13 protein-coding genes and 2 pseudogenes are annotated in these 20,456 nt (G+C 43.5%); 8 read left to right on the top strand and 7 right to left on the bottom strand.

Annotated features, from left to right (window positions below; genetic code table 11):
- Positions 1 to 86 precede the first annotated feature (86 nt).
- The 3 genes from G1O98_RS14305 to G1O98_RS14295 form a co-directional block, all read right to left on the bottom strand.
- Positions 87 to 401, bottom strand: coding sequence for a protealysin inhibitor emfourin (locus G1O98_RS14305; RefSeq protein WP_163929418.1), 315 nt, complete (start codon positions 399 to 401; stop codon positions 87 to 89).
- A gap of 523 nt (positions 402 to 924) precedes the next feature.
- Entirely contained in the window at positions 925 to 2,232 is a 1,308-nt protein-coding gene (locus tag G1O98_RS14300) for a hypothetical protein (RefSeq protein WP_163929417.1), read from the bottom strand.
- A gap of 672 nt (positions 2,233 to 2,904) precedes the next feature.
- Positions 2,905 to 3,252, bottom strand: coding sequence for a hypothetical protein (locus G1O98_RS14295; RefSeq protein WP_163929416.1), 348 nt, complete (start codon positions 3,250 to 3,252; stop codon positions 2,905 to 2,907).
- 391 nt (positions 3,253 to 3,643) lie between these two features.
- Between G1O98_RS14295 and G1O98_RS14290 the strand changes: the two genes are divergently transcribed.
- The 7 genes from G1O98_RS14290 to G1O98_RS14260 all read left to right on the top strand — a co-directional run bounded on the left by G1O98_RS14290 (position 3,644) and on the right by G1O98_RS14260 (position 14,720).
- A complete protein-coding gene (locus tag G1O98_RS14290) occupies positions 3,644 to 5,563 on the top strand; it encodes a prolyl oligopeptidase family serine peptidase (RefSeq protein ID WP_163929415.1) in 1,920 nt (639 codons plus the stop codon).
- Positions 5,564 to 5,599: 36 nt separating this feature from the next.
- The gene (locus G1O98_RS14285; protein WP_163929414.1) at positions 5,600 to 7,519 is read left to right on the top strand and encodes a thiamine pyrophosphate-binding protein; all 1,920 of its coding nucleotides are present in this window, start codon (positions 5,600 to 5,602) and stop codon (positions 7,517 to 7,519) included.
- A 34-nt stretch (positions 7,520 to 7,553) separates the two neighbouring features.
- The gene (locus G1O98_RS14280) at positions 7,554 to 9,182 is read left to right on the top strand and encodes an FAD-dependent oxidoreductase (protein WP_163929413.1); all 1,629 of its coding nucleotides are present in this window, start codon (positions 7,554 to 7,556) and stop codon (positions 9,180 to 9,182) included.
- Positions 9,183 to 9,316: 134 nt separating this feature from the next.
- The gene (locus tag G1O98_RS14275; RefSeq protein WP_163929412.1) at positions 9,317 to 9,769 is read left to right on the top strand and encodes a hypothetical protein; all 453 of its coding nucleotides are present in this window, start codon (positions 9,317 to 9,319) and stop codon (positions 9,767 to 9,769) included.
- 362 nt (positions 9,770 to 10,131) lie between these two features.
- Positions 10,132 to 11,538, top strand: a complete 1,407-nt coding sequence (locus G1O98_RS14270; protein WP_163929411.1) for a Dyp-type peroxidase — start codon at positions 10,132 to 10,134, stop codon at positions 11,536 to 11,538.
- A gap of 83 nt (positions 11,539 to 11,621) precedes the next feature.
- Positions 11,622 to 13,565: an alpha-amylase family glycosyl hydrolase gene (locus tag G1O98_RS14265; RefSeq protein ID WP_163929410.1), complete on the top strand. Its 1,944-nt coding sequence runs from the start codon at positions 11,622 to 11,624 to the stop codon at positions 13,563 to 13,565.
- Positions 13,566 to 13,646: 81 nt separating this feature from the next.
- Positions 13,647 to 14,720 (top strand): Type 1 glutamine amidotransferase-like domain-containing protein, encoded by a 1,074-nt coding sequence (locus G1O98_RS14260; protein WP_163929409.1) that lies wholly within the window; start codon positions 13,647 to 13,649, stop codon positions 14,718 to 14,720.
- On the opposite strand, the gene G1O98_RS14255 is transcribed toward G1O98_RS14260, so the two are convergent.
- The 4 genes and pseudogenes from G1O98_RS14255 to G1O98_RS14235 form a co-directional block, all read right to left on the bottom strand.
- Positions 14,713 to 14,910, bottom strand: coding sequence for a transposase (locus G1O98_RS14255; RefSeq protein ID WP_243458439.1), 198 nt, complete (start codon positions 14,908 to 14,910; stop codon positions 14,713 to 14,715). The two genes, G1O98_RS14260 and G1O98_RS14255, sit on opposite strands and share 8 nt — an antisense overlap.
- Positions 14,891 to 15,961, bottom strand: a pseudogene (locus G1O98_RS14250) (ISKra4 family transposase). Before G1O98_RS14250 ends, G1O98_RS14255 begins: the two are co-directional and overlap by 20 nt.
- A gap of 416 nt (positions 15,962 to 16,377) precedes the next feature.
- Positions 16,378 to 19,008, bottom strand: a complete 2,631-nt coding sequence (locus G1O98_RS14240; protein WP_163929407.1) for a M4 family metallopeptidase — start codon at positions 19,006 to 19,008, stop codon at positions 16,378 to 16,380.
- Positions 19,009 to 19,746: 738 nt separating this feature from the next.
- A complete protein-coding gene (locus tag G1O98_RS14235) occupies positions 19,747 to 19,917 on the bottom strand; it encodes a hypothetical protein (RefSeq protein ID WP_163929406.1) in 171 nt (56 codons plus the stop codon).
- 224 nt (positions 19,918 to 20,141) lie between these two features.
- Between G1O98_RS14235 and G1O98_RS14230 the strand changes: the two are divergent.
- A pseudogene (locus tag G1O98_RS14230) lies at positions 20,142 to 20,381 on the top strand (hypothetical protein); the annotation flags it as partial.
- Positions 20,382 to 20,456: the final 75 nt, after the last annotated feature.

Raw genomic sequence — 20,456 nt, 5'->3', positions numbered from 1 at the left:
TAGTAATCGTACAGAAACTTAAGCTAAAAAACTTTTTACTTGCTTTTAATACAAATCATCCACTATGACAAAGATTGCCTTTTTTCCTAATTCACATTAGGCGTAAGTGGATACGCACAACTTTGGAGATAGTTAAGCAATGGTTGTATACCTTCAGGTAAGCTCAAGTCATCAAATGAGACATTGCACTCCTCGCCTTCAGCCGTTTCAACAGTAATATTGTAGTTAAACAAGTCGCGGGCATGTGGCGCATGATTACTTTTAGCTTTCTGTAGAATGCCACTTTGTTCCACTAAAGACTTTAACTTAGCCGCTTCGTTGCTTGGAAGTAAGTTTGTATCCACTTCGCAACCCCTTCTCAAGCCTGCGTATCCTCCTGACTGAACGAACTTAACTTTCATAGTTGAGTAAGCCTCACTTATTAACTGATGGGCAAGGAAAAGAAGAAAGATCAAAGACAAAAGATATAAAAATAAATGCTTCATACAGGAGAGCGGTCATACACTTTATACTTCATACTTGCTTATTCTCCTTGCCATCCCCTCAAAGAGAGGGGACATTAAGCTTGCTTGTCATTTTTTCTATTTGAGTGAGAAGTGAATGGCACTAAGTTAAGTCTAAAAGCAAGTAGTGTAAGGAGTGTAAGGGTTGCAGAGTAGCAGAGGGGAAGAAGAGTATTTATCCCTTTGGCTCAAATGCGAATGGCACGCTTAAAAAACACAAACCCTTAATATAGCTGGTTTTCGGGCGTAAGGGTGTAAGGGGTAGGGATGTAAAGGAAAAAACTAAGAACCAAATAATACCTACAAATCAACAACTTCCCTACACCCTGCCCTGGCAAAGATTTCAGCTTTTGTTCATGACATTCGACTCAAATACTCGTAGAGCTTCTTCTTTCTCCCGTGCTTCTTTGCTCTCCTACACTTATGGTGTCTTGACCATTCCATCTGTGTTAGTGCCATTCAAATGAGCAGCCTTTGGTCTATATTGTGGATGCTGCATTGTCCCACAAGCGCAACGACGACTAGGATACATACCAAAATTGGATAAATCAATGTGAGTCCCAAAAGCTTTTGGTCCCAAAACTTCCCGAAATTCAAAGTTTTTCTGTACAAATTTAGCGTAATCGTGATTGCCGTCTGTTTGAGCAATTCTAATCATGGCATTAGCCACATCTGCAAAGCTGGCATTAGTGTTTGGGGACTCAATGATAGCACGCAGCACAACTTCACCCAAATATTTCCCAGTTTGGTAGAGAACTTCGGCACTATCTTGCACATAGGGATCTCTGCGTGATGTAAACAAATCTGCCAAAGTGTCGAACACTCCTCCTGTAAATACCTGAGACAAGTCATGTACCTCAGGAGTAACCTCACTGAGTTTTAAGTTATTATCTGCATTTCGCAACCCATTACGTAAGTTAAAAGCCAGTCCAAATTCCTCTGCTAGTTCAGCCAATATATTCTTTTGATGTAAATCTGCTTTCGTCTCCGCGACAATATACTCGACCAAATCCAACTGAGACAGAATCAAAAAGATGGATGTCAAATCACCAAATGACTCGTGTAAAGCTCCTGTTTGTGCTGGCGCATCCCATAAGATCCATTCAGGCTTTAGCGAGTCCAATATTGCATGTCCAGTTTCGTGGGCAACAATATCTAGTGAACGACAAGTAAAAACTTTCGAGGTTAAATTTGAATCTTTAAAGGGAGTGAAATAGAAAAACTTTAAAGCTTTTTCCTCACGGCTATAAAAGGCATTTGCCGTTTCTCCTGCATGAGGATAAACATTGATTGCTTGCTCACCATTATCTTGACCCCACTGCCAATTCAACTTTTTCTTCAATACTCTTTGGTAGAAAGTAAGAACTTGACGCACGACAGTATAAGTATGTACCGCGTCGAAAGCTTCCACATTTGCAGCAGGGTCTGGTAAAAAATCTCGATTAACATCCGCAGGAACAGGCACAACACCCTTTATTCTAATTTGGGAGTCACTAGGCCCATCGTTTACTTCGGTGTGAACATAAACAGTTCTTGGCAATTTTAGTTCTGTTACAGAAGGATCTTGCTTCCAAATACGCGTGCGAGAACCAAGTATAGGTGGATGTATTTGTGCAGGCAAGTCCAACATTTTCTCTGCTACAGCGCGAACAGCTCCCTTTTCAGTAGCAAGAGTCTGGAATTTATCAAATTTGTGAGTGATTGGTTTAGCCGCTGATTCAGTGGTCATAATTATCCCTCTTTATATGGCATTATGCTTTTTTAAGCATTATCAAGTATTGATTCTGTAGTAGTTAGTGATTAGCTTCAGTTAAAATTTTTAATATCTGTAGAGATATCTAAATCCTAGTTTTATCTATTAAAATTAGGAGCTAAATAAGTAGTAGAACCAAAACTATTGTTAAGCCCGTAATTGAATTCTCTCAGTTAGATAGAAAAACTTTAAGACTGAAAACTATCCCATTCATCGAGCAACATTCTGAATTTCCAATAGTTATTAAGTAGACATCCCGAATAATTGATTCTGCGTTGCTCAAAATCCTTAGTAGGGGCGAACGTAATACGGTTCGGATAAGCATTTTTCACAATCAAGTGTGGTCTGGGGAATGGCCTTGCAGGTATTGGGTAAAGGATGTATTCAAAACCAATACCTTTAACCGAACCGTATTGGGGGCGAAGGGTTGTTCGCCTTCATATCATTTCTGGAGATGTCTAGTCTTAAAAAATTGGGTATTTGATATCTGAATCATGTTTCGATACATGATTTCATTATGATAAGCTCAAATAGTTAATCCTCTAACTAAAGTTAGAGGATAAGTAAGCCAAAGGTATAGTATTGCTGAAAATGAGACTAATTAAGACAAACCTCGTCTCTTTATTGGGTAGATTTAGGTGATTTCAATTAGCAAGTTGTCAATACAACAAAATACGGCAACGATAAACTCTTCAATAGAAAGCATCTTTCCCTCATTCTAGTCATGGTGACGATTTTCTCTCTCCAGATGAGGATTGTGGGATTTTTCTTTTCAATCATTCGTACACCAGCCTTTTGTAACGAAACAATACCCGGATTTCTCACCAGAATTCTCAAAGCCTTATACAATCTAGATTCTGGTTTTTCACACTGCATCAACAAATAAACTGCTAAAAATGCCCGAAACATATTCTGGGTAAGGATTATGAAAAGTGCGATGCCTGCGGCGGGCGTAGCCATCGCAGGGCTTGTGAGAAATGCGGAAATAAGTCGCACATCGCGTTTTGTAAAGAAGTTTATACTATTACATTCACTTTTATAGCATTCAGATAATCTTGAAAATATTAGTAACTATGTATTGAGCTTGTTCTTTTGTAGAATAACAAATTATTTGTCGTTGTTAACACATTAGTGCCGCTCTACAATGCACCCTGTCAAGTTACGCAATATCAAGCATTAGCCCATTATACGCAGCATAAGTCTTTTTTACCTGCCGTTGTTCTAAGGAATCCAAAGTGCTACAACATAGCTGGGATGGAAATTACATCAATTTAAAAGTTTAACGACATTAATTTCATAACACGACAAATAAATTGTTATCCGACATTTGCTATGGGGAGATACTTCCCAGCAATTTTTGTTAAAAATACTATAAGTAATTACAAGTATGGATTTGCCACAACCCCTGGAATCCCCCTATGGATTCTGGAAGTCTCCTATTACTGCTGACGCTATCGTTGCTGAAACGATTAATATTCAAGAAGTAGCGTTAGATGGCAAGGACGTTTATTGGATCGAGTCACGACCATCAGAAAAAGGTCGATATGTAATTGTCAGACGAACTGCCAATGGCGAAATTGTCGATATTACTCCAAAGGGTTTCAGTGCTAGAACACTAGTCCACGAATATGGAGGTGGTGCTTTTGTTGTGAAGGACGGAGTTATATATTTCTCAAACTTCAACGATCAACGGATTTATCGACAAACTAATATAGACACCCCCCAGCCATTGACACCTGATGAGAAAAAGCGATACGCAGATGGTGATTACGACGTGGCTCGGAATCGAATTATCTGCATCCAAGAAGATCACACAAATGAACTCGGTGAGCCTGTCAATTCTATTGTTGCGGTTGCGGTTGCGGTTGCGGACAGTAGGAAATTGGAGTCTCTAGTTCAAGGTAATGATTTCTATTCATCTCCTCGACTGACTCATGATGGTAAGCAAATTGCCTGGCTAACCTGGAACCATCCAAATATGCCTTGGGTAGCCACAGAATTGTGGATTGCTAATTGCACAGATGAGGGGAAACTGGAGAACTCACAAAAAGTTGCAGGTGGTTCAACAGAATCAATATTACAACCAAAGTGGTCGCCGGATGGTTTACTCTACTTCATTTCTGACCGGAGCGGTTACTGGAACCTCTATAAATTTGTGAATGGCAAAGTTGAACCAGTTCTTTTGGATGAGGCTGAGTTCGGTCAGCCTCCTTGGCAGTTTGGAACTTCTACCTATGCATTTGTATCTGCCAACCATATCGTCTGCACTTATGCAAAAGGAGGAAGGTGGATACTAGGAATCATTGACCTCTTGACGGGTTTGCTTAAGCCTATCGATACACCGTTTACTTATTTCACAGCTCTTCATGCCACACCCGAAAAGGTTGTGGCTATTGCAGGTTCACCCACTATGACCTCAGCGTTAGTTCAGATTGACTTAAAGACTTACGAAGTCGAAATCCTACGTCGGTCTACTCAAGAAAACCAGCAATGGCAACCTTATTTTTCTACTTCTGAAGCTATTGAGTTCCCCACCGAGAAAGAGTTGACAGCACACGCCTTTTTTTACCCTCCCAAAAATCCTGAGTATATTGCATCTGCTGGAAGTAAACCTCCTCTATTAGTGATGTGTCATGGTGGTCCTACCGCAGCATCTGACGATACTTTAAATTTGTCAAAACAATTTTGGACAAGTCGAGGGATCGCAATTCTTGACGTTAACTATGGTGGTAGCACTGGATTCGGTAGGGAGTACCGCGATCGCCTGAAAGGAAAATGGGGAATTATTGATATTGATGACTGTATCAATGCAGCGAAGTATCTCATTCAAAAAAATTTAGTTGATAGCCAACGGATAGCTATAACAGGAGGAAGTGCTGGTGGATATACAACATTAAGCGCCTTAACGTTTCGCAATTTCTTTAAAACAGGAGCCAGTTTTTATGGCGTTAGTGATTTAGAGCTTTTGGTTCGGGATACGCACAAATTTGAGTCGCACTATCTCGAATGGTTAATTGGCCCTTATCCAGATCGACGTGACCTCTATGAAGAACGCTCTCCTGTGCATCATGCTGACAAACTCTCTTCGCCCCTGATATTTTTTCAAGGCAATGAAGATCGAATTGTTCCTCCCAACCAAACGGAGAAAATTGTCGAGGCGTTGCGGGGTAAAAATATTCCCGTAGGTTATTTTCTCTTTGACGGCGAACAGCACGGCTTTCGGCAGGCAGAAAACATCAAGCACGCTCTAGAAGCGGAACTGTATTTCTTCGATCTATGGCTGACAAAATCAGGTTTGCGTTTTTGATTTATTACCGTTTTGGCATAATCCGCATAATAAAGTATGACAAATAAGACTATACAACACCCAGAACGCTGGACTCGCGACTACATTTTCGACATTCTGCGTGAGATAGGCATTCACTACATTTTTGGTGTACCAGGTACAAACGAAATTCCAATTATTGATGGCACATCATATCCAGAAAATGAAGTCCAATACATTGAATGTTTACATGAAAACATCGCCATCGGTGCAGCGATGGGTTCGGCACGGATGAGCGGCAAACCAGGCGTTGTTGTTGTCCACGTTACACCGGGTATCGCTCATAGCATCGGTAATCTTTTCAACGCCTGGCGATCGCATGTCCCCTTAGTAATACTTTGTTGCCAGCAGCAAAATGAGTTAGTAACACAAGAGCCACTCTTGGCCTCAAACCTCGTTGATCTGGCACGGCAGTATACGAAATGGGCACATGAGGTTCGGACACCCGAGGAAATTGGGCTGGTTTTACAGCGTGCGTTCAAAGAGGCGATCGCGCCGCCTAACGGTCCAGTGATGGTCGCCATCCCGTGGGAATTTACAATGCGCCACATTGATCCCGAAGATCGTATTGCAGGGATCACGCAGATATCGCCCCATTTCACTGGTGACTCATCAACAATCCAGCAAGCGGCTTTGCTGCTGGCAGAAGCAAGGAACCCGATTATCATTGCCGGTGATGCGGTTGGATATGCTAATGCTTGGCCAGAGTTACAGGAGCTGACAGAACTCCTTGGCGCGCCAGTACTACTCCAGACCTTCAGTAGCGTGGCGAATTTCCCCAACGATGACTTCCATTGGCAGGGAGAACTTCCTGGTACCCAATTAGGAATGCAGCAAGTATTTCAGGATCATGATGTTGCCTTTTTCTGCGGCTTCGGTCTTCAAGCTCAGATTACAGTTTTCAAGTATTCCGACGGTCCTCTGATTCCCCCCACTGTTCAGCAGATTTATTTGACGAATAACACCTGGGACATCGGCAAGAACTCTTATAGCCAGGTGGGAATTCTCGGCGATATCAAAACAACACTCCCACTGATCAATAACCTTGTTCGTCAGAATCCCCCGGTAGAGGCGGTAAAGCGCAACGAGAATCTGCGACAACTCAATGTCCAGCGACATCAACAGTGGCAACAATATTTGGAACTAGCACTTACAAAAGATGAGATTTGGGCTGTTGTCATTGCTGACGCGCTCCGCGAGGCGATTCAGGAGCGCGGTCTGGAGAAACAGTTTGTGTACGTCCATGAGGCAGTCTCCGATCCAGCACCGTTCCAGTATTTTCTTCCACTTGGCAATGATGGGGCCACACCTATTAGCTACTATTGCGTAGCTGGCGGCTCCCTCGGCTGGTCAATGCCTGCTTCTCTGGGAATTAAACTCGAAAGCTTTGGTTGGCAAGGCATTGAGACGCGCCTGGTCGTTAATGCCGTTGGTGATGGCTCATCGCTGTTTTATCCGCAAACTTGGTGGACTGCGGCACACCGCGAACTCGGCATACTCTATATCATTACGAACAATCAGGAATACCAAACACTGCAAAGCGGACTGCAACAGGTAGTCGCTGCATATAGCTCTGCACCTGGCTATGGCTGGAAACCGAAGACTAATGACCCTGAGTATCTGCGAATTGAGAGGCCAAAACTCGACTTTGTAGCTCTGGCGAGGGCCTTCGGTGGTCAAGATGGTGAGATTGTAGAGACTTCCCAGGACGTTAGTTCTGCTGTACGGCGCGGCATTGATTATGTATTGGAAACCCGGCGCTCGTATATCCTCGATGTACGAACTGCCAAAGACACGCTTTCAACGCCATTGACCCAGCAGATGTCTGCACGCTATACCGCACAACCGCCGCTCAACTTTTTTCATCGTCAAGCGGAAAAATCATTTTTGCGGACGCAGGCTCCTGGCGCAGTGGTGAATGTTCCGATTATTTTTTAAACCAAAACCAAACACCAATAGAGGATGACAAATCATGGCAGAAATCGATATTGCGATCGTCGGTGGTGGTGTATCAGGCGTCTATAGTGCGTGGCGGCTCAAACAAGCCTACCCAGATCAAAATATCGTTGTCTTCGAGGGGAGCGATTATATTGGGGGGCGTTTGCTCTCAGTGCGCCCGCCCGATATTTCAAACATGGTTGCGGAACTTGGGGGGATGCGTATCCTCCCAGCAGTGCAACCACTGATCGCAAAGCTCATCGGAGAGCTTAATAAAGTCCTCCCACTAGAGCAGCAGATTGAGTTGTATGATTTTCCGGTCGATCAACCACAAAACATCGCCTATCTCCGTGGTGTCTATCTCCGGCTTTCCGATTTCATTATCAAACCGGATAAAGTGCCGTATCATCTCTCCTTTCTGGAACGTGGTGGTACAGCAGGCAGCATCATCATCAATGCGATTGAGCAGATTGTACCGGGAATCACAAATCCAAAGCTTACTGAATCTCAACGCCGAGAGATGGTGCAGAACGCGAGCTTCGCTGGAACACCGCTCTGGAAACAAGGCTTTTGGAACGTGCTAATACGCATCATTAGCGGCGAAGCTTACGAGCTCGGCATCGATGCTGGCGGCTACAACTCAACACTCACTAACTGGAATGCCGCTGATGCAATTCCCTGGTATCTCTCCGATTTTGGCATTGATCCGCAATACAAGGGTTTTAAGAAAGGATTTCAGGAGGTACCCACATCATTAGCGCAGCTTTTCTCCAAAGCTGGTGGCGAAATTCGGCTCAATACTAGGCTTGACGGCTTCGATTGGAAAAACGCCACATTTGAACTGAGCATCCAGGGAGAAACGATCGCTACAAAATCATTGATCCTCGCTATGCCGCGCCGCTCACTCGATCTGCTTGTGCCCACAAGTCCGCCTCTGCTGGAGATTCAGCACCTCATCACTAGCGTCACACCGCGCCCACTCTTCAAGCTCTTCACAACCTATACTAACCCGTGGTGGCGTGCAGCAGGCTACACGGACGATGGTAAGTTCATTCCAGTTGAGTCTGGACGAACAGTCACAGACCTGCCAGTGCGGCAAACCTATTACTGGCCGAAGGACGACGGTAAACCAGCCACCGAGGGGCCATCGATGCTGATGGCAAGTTATGATGATGGCACAGACATCGGCTTTTGGGACGGTCTCCGCCCACAACGACATCAGGCTTGGCAAGCGCGTCGGCAGGTTGCAGAATTAGTGAAAAATCCATACCTGGGGTCAAGCAAGCAAAAGCTTAACAGCGAATGGGACAAATACGTGGCGCCGGCACCGATGGTTGAGGAGGTGGCACGCCAGCTTGGGATCATCCACGGTCTCAACTATACACCGGATGTGCAGAACGCCGCATTCCGCGACTGGGGTGACGACCCGTTTGGCGGTGGATGGAATAGTTGGAATATCGGTGTAAAAAGCTGGGAGGTGAAGCAACAAATTATCCAACCGCTCGGCACTGATTGCTCACTCTACATCTGTGGTGAAGCCTATTCAGACGCTCAGGGTTGGGTTGAAGGCGCACTGCAAACGTCCGACATGGTGCTGGAAAAGTTCGGTATTAGCCCCTTACTGTCTAGTACAGTACAGCGTAAAAAGCAGACCATTAAATAGCCAAAACTTTGCCCTTGTATGTCCGCTTAAAAGGTCACGAGAAACGCATCTTATTTACTAATAAAAACTAAATGGACATAGCCACAACAAGCAATACCCGCGTTCAGTTCTAAAAATACTAAGGAGTCATGATCATGAGTACTAAACCAGAACAAAGTCCATTAAGCTTTGTTGCCCCAATTAAGGCCCCAGTGCCAGAAAACTATAAAGCCCTAAAGGAAATTTTAGAAACTGGGACTTTTGGAACAGCACTAGATCAGATTGGTACAGTGCATTTTGGGCGTTTTATGTTCCTCGAAAAAGTTACGCCAGAATCAGGGGAAGAGTATTATGCTAAATTTGCACTCTTTACTGCCTATGACGGAGATTTTAAGAAATATGTTGATGACTTTGTTGCAGTAGTTAGTGACTTTTTCAATGCAGTGTTAGTGCATTTAGAAAATGCTGAAGGGTTAATTCCAGTCCAAAAAGACTCCGAAGCTTTTGCTGATTATATAAAAAAATATAATCAGCCAGTAAAAGTTTGGTATAGTGCTTACCCTACTTTAAGTGTGGTTAAAATTCGTCAGCTTGCGTCTAACTCCTAAGAGGTTATCTGGAAAGTGTTTCAATGTGACTTTATGAACTTTTAGATCCCCCCTAACCCTTCGATAAATCGGGGGGCACCGGAATCAAAGTCCCCCAATTAATCGGGTAATTTAGAAGTATCTAAACTTTTGATACCGATAAGAGGACTTTTCAAACATCCTTTAAACTAAAACTTAGTTTAGTGGCAACCACACCCCTAGAGTAAGTTGTAGTTAATTAATCTGAGAAGTTCTATTTGGCAACGCTTTTATTTAGAGCTGGACTGAGCAAAAAGGCAGAATATGTAAACTTTTTTGTCGCCAAGTTTAAGGCAATAATTCTCCATTTGTCAAATATCCTACTTCTGAAATTGAGAAAATCTATGACAAATGAAAAAACTCTAACGCAGCTTAACTTTAGTGATATCCAGGGTTATATTATCCGTGGCTATAACATGAACAATGTGCGACATTTTGTTCTATACATTAAAGAAGCGAAGGCCGCAAAGAAATTTATTGGTAGCTTGGTCAGCGGTATTGATGAATCAATTCCTCAGATCACCACTGCTGCATGGTGGGACATAAAACCGAGTTATTGCTTAAATATTGGATTTACTTTTGAAGGTTTAAACGCTCTCCAAATTGTTGCAGATATTGGTAAATCCTTTTCCGGTTCCAACTACAAATCATTTAGACAAGGTGCTATTGCTCAAGCAACTCAAGTAGGTGATATTGGAGAGAGTGCCCCTGACAAATGGAAAGGTGGATTAGGAACATCTAATACTCATGTTTTGCTCTCGCTCTATGCTCAAGATAGTAAGGTGTTAGAGCAGCAATCGGATAAACTGCGATCGCTCTTTAAGGAAGGAGACGCACTTAAAGAGTTATCTTGCTTTGATGGAGCTAAACTTCCTGATGAGAAAGGCCAACCCAGCGATATAGTTCATTTTGGTTACAAAGATGGAATTTCACAGCCGAAAATAGAAGGTGTTCCTACAAAGCGTGGACTTTCAAAATCCCTCGATCCCCAACCTATTATTCCTGCTTATGAGTTTATCCTGCTGGATGATGAAAAAGCTCCTTACTACGTACCGACACCTCCGGAGTTGGGCTTGAATGGTAGTTTTGCTGCTTTTCGAGTCCTGGAACAAGATGTAGCTGGCTTTGAAAAGTTTCTCCAAGAGCAAAAAGATAAAATTGATTCAGACAAACTGGCAGCTAAAATGTGTGGCCGATGGCGCAATGGTGTCCCTCTAGACCTTTCTCCAGATGCTGATCAACTAACCTCCCCTAAAGAACCAATTATTTACGAACAATTTAATAATTTTGATTATTCTGATGATCCACAAGGATATAAATGTCCGATTGGTTCACATATACGACGCACAAATCCTCGTGCGGCAAAAATACAAGGGGTAACAAATATTCACAGACTCATCCGTAGGGGAATTCCCTATGGACTTCCTTATAATCCTAACTCTCCTAATGATGGCATTGAAAGGGGATTGTTAGGTCTATTCATCTGTGTGAATCTCAAACGTCAATTTGAATTTGTCATGGAAGAGTGGGTGAATAAAGGAGATTTTGCTGGTCTACCTACAGATGCTAAAGCTCCTCTGATTGGTGCTAATGACAATAAAAGTGGTCAATTCGATATTCCTGTCTCCCCAGACAACCCCTCAATCAAGTTGACGGGTTTTGATCGATTCATTACAACCAAAGGAGGAGCTTACTGTTTTATACCTAGTATTACCGCGTTGCAACACATAGCTAGTTATTCAACTAAGTAAGTCGCGGAGAAAATTTATAGTCTTCGTCGAAAGGAAAAGAGTTTCACTAAGTAAACTTATTTACCAATCTTGAGATAATTCCTATGACATTTACTGATCAGAATCTAGCTAAACAGCGACCGGATAGTCTAAAAGACTTTTGTTTGCCTCGACGCGAAAATTACTTTCCCTCCCCTACGGATTGGAGAAATGAAGTGCTCTATTTTCTCTTACCCGATCGCTTTAGCGATGGTAAAGAGGATACACGTCCTCTGCTGAATCGACAGCAACTGAATCTGGCCCGCCCTAATCTACCGAATGGGCAGTCTTGGCGATTTGATAAATGGGCAGAGTCGGGAGGTGATCGCTGGCAGGGTGGGACACTCAAAGGATTAGAGTCGAAACTGGATTATCTGAAGCAACTGGGCATGACGACGATCTGGGTAGGTCCAGTTTTTCAACAACGGGGTCACTTGGATAGCTATCACGGTTACGGCATTCAAGATTTTCTAGAGGTCGATCCTCGCTTTGGGACTCGCCGAGATTTGGTCAGTCTGGTCAATAAAGCCCACGAAAAGAGACTACGCATTATCCTAGATATCATCTTTAACCATTCAGGATCTAACTGGCTCTATGCTCCGAATACTCCTGGGGGAGAATTGGAACCACCTTATACGTCTGGTTGGTATCAGTTTGGCTCATGGCTAGGCGATCATGGACAACCCATTGCGGTAAAGCCTCAAACGAGCGCAGAAGGAGTGTGGCCGAGGGAACTTCAGGAAGCAGATTGCTACACTCGTGCTGGCAAGGGAGATTTGGGGCGAGGAGGCTTGGATGATCCCAATGCCGAATTCCGGCGTTCGGATTTCATCACACTACGAGATTTCCAGTTGGAGTATCCTTATCTGTTAGATAACTTAGCCCGATGTTATAAATACTGGATTGCGCTGACGGACTGTGATGGCTTTCGGATTGATACACTCAAGCATGTTACCTATGAACAAGCCCGAAATTTTTGCGGAACTATTAAGGAGTTTGCAGCCAATCTAGGTAAGAGTGACTTCTTTCTAGTGGGAGAAATAGCAGGCGGAGACTATAACCAAGACCGCTATCTGGATGTGGTGGGGCAAAATCTAAACGCTGCTCTGGATATCGCCGAGATGCGGGTAAATCTTAACCTGGTTGCCAAAGGGCTGATAGATCCAAGAGCCTACTTTAACGGGTTTGATCCAGGGAAAGCTGTAATGGGGTCGCATCGGAATATCGGACGGCGGCATGTTTCAATTTTGGATGATCACGATCATGTTTTTGGTGAAAAAATCCGCTTTTCCAGTGAAGCTGCATCGGATCATCAGGTGATTGCTGGAGTAGCATTGCAACTGTTTACATTGGGAGTGCCCTGCATTTACGCTGGAACTGAGCAGGCATTGGCGGGGCCAGAACCGTCTGAACGGAGGTGGTTGCCCGACTGGAAGAAATCCGATCGCTATTTACGGGAGGCGATGTTTGGTCCAGAGCATCCCCGACAATCTGGTGTGGCGGGACTGCAAGCCCTCGATCAAAACTTACCTGGTTTCGGGCCATTTGGGACAGCAGGTGCTCATTGTTTCGAGCCAAATCACCCTGCCTATGTCCGGATTGCGGCAATGGCAGCAATCCGTAAGCAGTTCCCAGTGCTGCGATTGGGACGGCAGTATTTGCGACCGATCGCAATCCCCTTGTTGAACTTGCCCTTTGGCGACCACGGACGGAATGGAGAAATTATCGGTTGGTCAAGGATTTTAGATGATGAAGAGGCGGTTTGTGTGCTAAACAGTCATGGAACTGATAATCGGGGAGCAAGAGTTTTGGTGGATGCCAATCTGAACGTGATCGGAAGTTCAATGAGGGTGATTCTGAATACGGCTGAAGTGTCAAATCTGCCGGGTTACACAGGTCCTCACAAAGTGGGATCAACAGTGTTGGTGCAGCAACAAGATGGGACTGCCTATGTTGAAATCCAACCGATTTCAGCATCCGAATTTTTGATTCTGACGAATTATCCCTGATCCCTGAGGTCAAGCCGAGGTTTTGCGATCGCAGATGCTAAACAACTGACTGATTTCCCACCAGGAGAATAGGAGGAAACTATGAAGTTGAACAGGAAAAACAGTTATTCTCCTTCGAACCGATTTAAATATCTAGCAAAATCATTAGGCGTGTTTATCTTGACTCTCTGTTTTGCGATCGCTGTCTTTCCCACATCAGCACAAGCCAGAGTTATGCAATACCAGAAAGGTAATCCTGCTGATGTTAATCCACTCTTATCTGGGATGGTCTATGACTTAGGCGGTGGGGGGCATGATGTTGATCCGGCAATTCAGTGGATGATCAACCAGGTGAGGGGGTGTAGCAATTGCGCCACCAAAGTAGATGTGGTGGTGATTCGCTCGCCTGATGACGATCCCAGCAACGATGATGCTTACAATCAGCCTATTATGTGCATGCAGGGGGTCGATTCCGTAGAAACTTTCGTGATTGGCAGTCGGGAAGATGCTAATCAGTCTGATGTCGTCAATCGCATCCGGCAAGCCGAAATAATTTTCTTTGCAGGAGGAGACCAGTGCAACTACGCACGAAATTTTCAGCGCACTGAACTGGAGGATGCCGTAAAATCCGTCTATGCACGCGGGGGTGCAATTGGTGGCACTAGTGCTGGTGCTATGATCCAAAGTGAGTTTATCTACAACGCTTGTTTACAAGGACGAGAAAATATCACCAGTGACAATGCTTTACGCGATCCCTATGCAGACATAAGTTTTACCAATAACCTGTTCGAGTGGACAACCCTCAAAGGCACAATCATCGACACGCACTTTGATGTAGATGATCGTATGGGTCGCTTGATGGCATTCATTGCCCGCCAAATCCGCGATGGCATGGCAGATGAGGTTTTGGGCATTGGCCTGCCAGAAGCCACTTCGCTGGTTGTTGATCAGAATGGCATGGCTCAGGCTATGGGAAAAGGACCAGTCTACATTGTCTTAGGCGATCACTTACCTGAAAGGTGTGAGCCGGATCGATCACTCACGTTCTCTAATTTCAAAATATGGAAAGTAGATAATGGGCAGACGTTTGACCTAAAGAACCGACCTACCAGAGGCTATTATCTCAGGACGGTCAATCAGGGACAACTCAGTGCTGATCCTTACCGATCTAACTAATCACTTTAACCAAACCAATGTAGCGGGCTTGCCGCAGCCCTAAAGTGAGAATTCCTTGAGATAGCGTTCCCTCAACTCCCGCTCTTGCATGATAGAGCTTTTTCCAATCAGTGGAAAGCTGTTGTTTTCGCACAGTTTGCAAGGGAAGCATCCACTTTTGGCAGAAATACTCAAATAGCAAGTAAACCATTCAGATAAGCACAACGAACAGAGAGGATGTGATTAATACTCTCAACATTCCACTGTGCGCCAGAAATTTTTATCCTAGCTCCAATCTGTTTAATAGCAGACTCGACCGCGCCAGAACCAATAGAGCAAAGTTGTTCAGCCTGGTAATAGCTGTAATTGACAATACGAGAGCGATGTTTTTCAAGATAAGCAATGAAGTTTTTCGCTTGTTTACCTCGGCAATGAAGAAATAAAGCTTGAGTATTATTTACCTGACCTTGCCATAACAGAGTTTCAGCAGCTTTTAACCGCTTTAAAGAACCACCCACAATGCAAGAGATTCTCTTTGAGGTGATACCAATCTAAGATTTCCCAACGCTCAAAATGCTGTGATTGACCAAACTCTTTGACTAAATTCCAAACGCCATCATGACCATCTCCCAAGCAGACAAGTGGGTTAACCAAATGCTGGCTATTGACATAATCAACTAACGATTGGTTGTCATCAAAAAATGCACCATAGTAAATCTCTTGCAAACGAACGGTTTTATAGTCGCGCCAGTGACAACCTGCTTTCGGTTTACCCCTGAGTCAGACTTTTCCTCCATCTACACTTACTTCTGAAACGGCTTGTAATGCTACGGGTAGCTGAAAATCTTGTTCGAGAACTAGTTTTTGTTGTGTCGTGTGACCAACTTTCACTCCTGTTAATGCCTCAATCTCGATTTCTGCTTTTTGGTATGATTCATTTGCTGATAGCCTTAAACAGCACTTTTGAAGTAATGGACTTAAACGACTTCTTGGCTTTAAACCCAGTCTATGTATCTGTTTCGCTTTTAATTTTAATTCCCCTACTAGACTTTTGATTTTCCTGGTTTTACCTACTTTTGTTCCAGTTCTCTGTTCGATAAAAAAAGGGCTATTTCTGGGCTGACTAGTTCTAATACTTGACTGCGAACTGTTTTTTCTATGCCTTCAAGGTCTGTCAGCAAAATTGTGTCTGCTTCTTCATACAGCAGTGTTGACAATTCTTGTAAGCAGGCTTTGAGCCGTTCTTCTTTCTCTTGGTTCATAGTCTGCGATGGCTACGCCCGCCGCAGGCATCGCACAGGGTTCTTTCCTTCTACATTTTCTCAGAAATGGTAAATCTTCCAAAACTGGATGCTCCCAGTTTGCAAGAGCAACCTGAGATTTTTGTAGTCTTAAAAAGTAAAAGATATAAGAGAATAGGATAGCGCATTCAAATACTGTGGATTGGGTGTAAATAACCTTTCGCAGCGAGGATCTCCATATTTCATTATCAAGACTATTTTTTGAACAAAATCCTTCAGCAAACTTTTCATAAATCATTGTATTTGTTCTAGCAAGGCGAAGGAATGCACATAATTCTCCACCTTGCCAAAAGTTCTTCGGTTCGTTGTTTATTCTTTTTTATTTGCTCCCTCCAGATTTAAAAACAATATGTGTATTCTGTAACTGTTTCTAACAGTCACACCAGTATGTTCTTAGCAAAAATTTCCTGGTTAACAGCTATGTTTTCTTTGACAAAGTAAGAATTATGTGCACAAACTGAATCATAGCCAAACCATTGTTGTGAGCAACTTGTTGGGTTAAGTTTTAGAGTTTCCTCACTAATATCAAACATACCCCATAAAGTACCGCCAACGAGATCACCCTTGGCATCAAGGTTGATCCATTTGTTTACCATAGAGGGTCGGCGACCATCTCTATTTTCTGGGCGTAAGAAGTCGCGCACTGTTCCAATTGATAAAGCACTACCTACGGTAAAAAAGTTCGAGACATATCTTTGTAAAAATTGCTCATTAGCTTCAAGTTCTCGCAATCCTTCGTAGGCAACTACAGTACCCCAACTATGAGAAATGATGTCGATTTGGTTGTTATTAATCAGAAGAGGCTTAACAACATCTGTGAAGCAATCAATGATGCGCTGGCGCATTCTGCTGTTTAACATATAAATGAGAAAGTCGTCAATTGCCAGAGCCGCTGCATTGCTTTCTACCCAATGAGTCTGCATTGCTGAACTTCTGTGGAAACCACCGTTGGTATTTGTCGCTAGCTCTTGTCGCCGTCGATCTTCTAAAATAGCCATAATTTCTCGCCGCAGTTGCCGTTGCTTGTTGGTATCAACTGCATTGACAGCATTGACAAAAGTTTCGGTATTGACTAAATGACTCCACAGCACCTCCAAGCGCGTGTCGCCAAGGTTTCCGTTCTTGAAAACTTCTCCGACGTGCGGTTGTAACGCCTGCCACCAACTGTCGGAATAATGCTCTCTATGTTGGCTAATCCCGTGTACATATACGAGATAATGGTTTCCAACTATGCGTGGTGAGCCATTGCCTAACTGTTGCGATCGCGTGATTGAATCTCCTGAGAAGACACTCCCATCTAGTAGTTGTTCCTGACCAGAAATCGAAATTCCTACTTCATCGAAGGCGCGGGCGATCGCCTGCAACTTTGCATTCCGAACCTCAATCGCATCGCCTCGGAACAAGGTGCGACCAACGAGTTCAATCGCCCCCCGACTGTCTCTGAATAAGGAAGTCCGAGACAGATACTGAGTCAATGTTAGGTAGAAAAGCGCTGCAAGACTCTTACGATCAAACAGATAAGCTCCTTGCCTATCCTTAGCTGTCATAATTTTGTAGGCAGCTAAATTGTGGATGCCGCTGTTGAAGTGAACGCCTCCCCAGTCACCAGCTTCAGTAATCGGCAAGTTCAGGTAATCTCGCATCTGTGCAGGTTGCCGATATTTGCTAGGGTTACTGAGATCCCGGAGCGGTATCCCCGTACCTTGAAGTTCCTCTCCCATTTCCCAGTTCCATGCAGACAGATTTGGCTCTTCAAAATTAGAGACAATGATCCCAAAAATATCTGAGTAGGATTCGTTTAAAGCTCCAGATTCCCCCGCATACTGGAGCCGTGCCGTCCGATCAGTTACTCCGTGGAATATCTCGTGGGCAACAACATCAAGCCCTACAGCATAAGAACGGAGCTGTCCACGAACTTTCCTTTGACCATACACCATTTGCCCTTCTACCCAGGCCGCGTTCCGCCACTCCTGACCGTCCGGACTTTCATTTGCAACTACGCAGTTGATGCTGGAAATTAACGGCCCACCTATATTGTCAATACCATTGCGACGGAGAACATCCCGCAGAAAAATTGCTACCACCGCTGCGTTGGCGTGGGCACTGATCGCTCCTGGTGCCCACTCTGGTGGTTTACCCACATAATTACCTGGTAACAACCCAGAATTCAAGTCCCGAAATTCAAAGTCGTAAGTATGAACATTCAAATCAAGGTCTTGTAGTGTTTTCCTATCTCCTGTCATTAAGCACGAAATTTTACGAAGCTTTTCAAGACCGTCTAGTGCTTCTTCAACCTGTTGTTGAGAAGGAGAGGCTCTATCTAGAACAGCGACACTCGGCGTTCGAGGTAATTTAGCAACGATCTCGCCATTATGTGCATCAATTAAGTAGTCCATTAACAGTGGTATATGCTTGTCTGTTTGTGTTTTCTCCCGACTTTGTTGGCGTACATCCTCAATTACGTATATTAAGCGCCATCGATCAACTGCTGTGTCAAAGTAGTAACACAAACGGGGTGTTGCTTCGAGTGGTTTCAATCCATATCCCGCTAAGTCACGAACCTTATTCAACGCCTCGGCTGGTGAAATCTGCGCTATGGTGTCTACATTTATCGGCTCTCCCAGTGACGAGTTGACTGCAAGTAGCTCGTTCCCATAGTCCATCTCAATAGTGATTAAGGAACCGTAAACTGGAATTTTGTTGTATGTTTGACGAAACTTTACAGTTTTCGTCTCAGTAAGGGGCAATGTCTCGGTGCCAAGGATTTTGAATTCACAAGTGGCGTTGTTCACTTCTGGAGCAGTAAACTGCGGCAGTTCCTTACTTGCCAGAGCCTGATTTAAGTGCTGACGAGCGGCTGTTTCTGGATCAAGGTTACGCAGACCTACAGCTTTTGTCGTGGCGAAGGCAGCTAACGAAGGTCTTTCAGTCCGCAATATATTAGCTACCCGATCTGAAGTTTCGTCTTTTGTGTGGAATGCAAAGGTGTGAAGTCCGTTCTTACTCATTTATTTTTCCTCCTTTTTAATCGTGGAGTCAACTCCTAATGTGTGAGTTACAGACATAATTTCAATCTTTAGCAAGAGCTAAAGCAAGGAGAGTTAAATCAAGATCAACTGTCGAATTATTTTTCTTTATTAATTGTTTTAATCAACATAGAACATCAAAATCTAGTATTTTAAGTCCTTTTGATAGATAAAATGGTTTAGACTACTTAATTGGATAAAGTTCAGCTTATAATATCTCAAATTTTAATCAATTATGTTATGTCTGAGACAGAGAACTGTAGGAAGCTACAGTGCCAAAGTTAATTAGATTGTCAGGTATGTACTCTGAAAGGCGACTTTGGTAGATAAAGGAGATACTAGCAATAAGTTTCTCAGTAAATAGAGCCTCTCTATTAAGCTTGGGCATTCTGAAGGATAAGAGGATAAGAAATGAAGTGTAAAAATGTTCTTATAATTTGAAGGTTATATAAATCTTTTGGCAATGAACGCAATAGTTTAAAATTCTTAACGCAAAAATGCTTAAGTACTCGATTCGATTAATAATACATTATTTTAAGTTCTTGGTATTGATTGACCAAATCTTATATTGTGCTAATTAGATCATGATGAAGACGAGGTTTTGCTGACAAGGTACTTTAGAAAAGCTAATCTACGATGTTGAGCTTTATACTGGGCTACAGGTGCTTGTTGGATTTATATAATAAGTAACTAGGCGTTGCTGAGTGCGGTATGAATTAATCAAACACCAGGATAAAACGATACTTCAAATAATGAAGTAATAATCGAATAGAGTATTGCTTCTGGCACCTCAGTAAGTTTCATCTTGCTGAGATCGAGTTCTATTGCTCCCTCTCGTCGTACTTTTTCAATACGCTGTTCTGCTTCCCGATAAGCTTTATCTCGTGCCATGACCAAATCCTTTCTCTCACTAACAAAATCGGAGTAATAGCCAGACTTTTTCTGGGTAACAGCCGATACAGGTGGTTTAGCCAGAAAATCTCAGCCTTACATTCTAATAAACAGCAAACAACGCCAAAAATGAGTCTTCACAAGTTTCTCAACTTCTTATCCTAATGTCAAAAGTAGATCCGGCTTAGTCATTGCTAGCACTTAGAGATACAGGTGCTTTGAAGATGAACAAGAGAAGCTTTGCAACCATAGACGGTAATGAGGCTGTTGCCCAAGTCGTCTATCGACTCAATGAAGTCATTGCGATTTATCCCATTACTCCTTCTTCACCAATGGCTGAGTGGGCGGATGCTTGGGCTAGTGAAAGCAAACCCAATATTTGGGGTACTGTTCCCTCGGTGGTAGAGATGCAGAGTGAAGGAGGTGTGGCTGGTGCTGTACATGGGGCTTTGCAAACTGGTTCATTAGACATCTCCAAAAATTTACTTACTTTCCTCACAAGTTCCTTAAGTTGTTTTCCTATCATCAAAACTGTGAGA

The sequence above is a fragment of the Nostoc sp. UIC 10630 genome (assembly GCF_010747425.1).
Classification (GTDB): domain Bacteria; phylum Cyanobacteriota; class Cyanobacteriia; order Cyanobacteriales; family Nostocaceae; genus Nostoc.
Note: the sequence above shows the minus strand (reverse complement) of the source record. Positions and strands in the feature narration are given on the sequence as shown.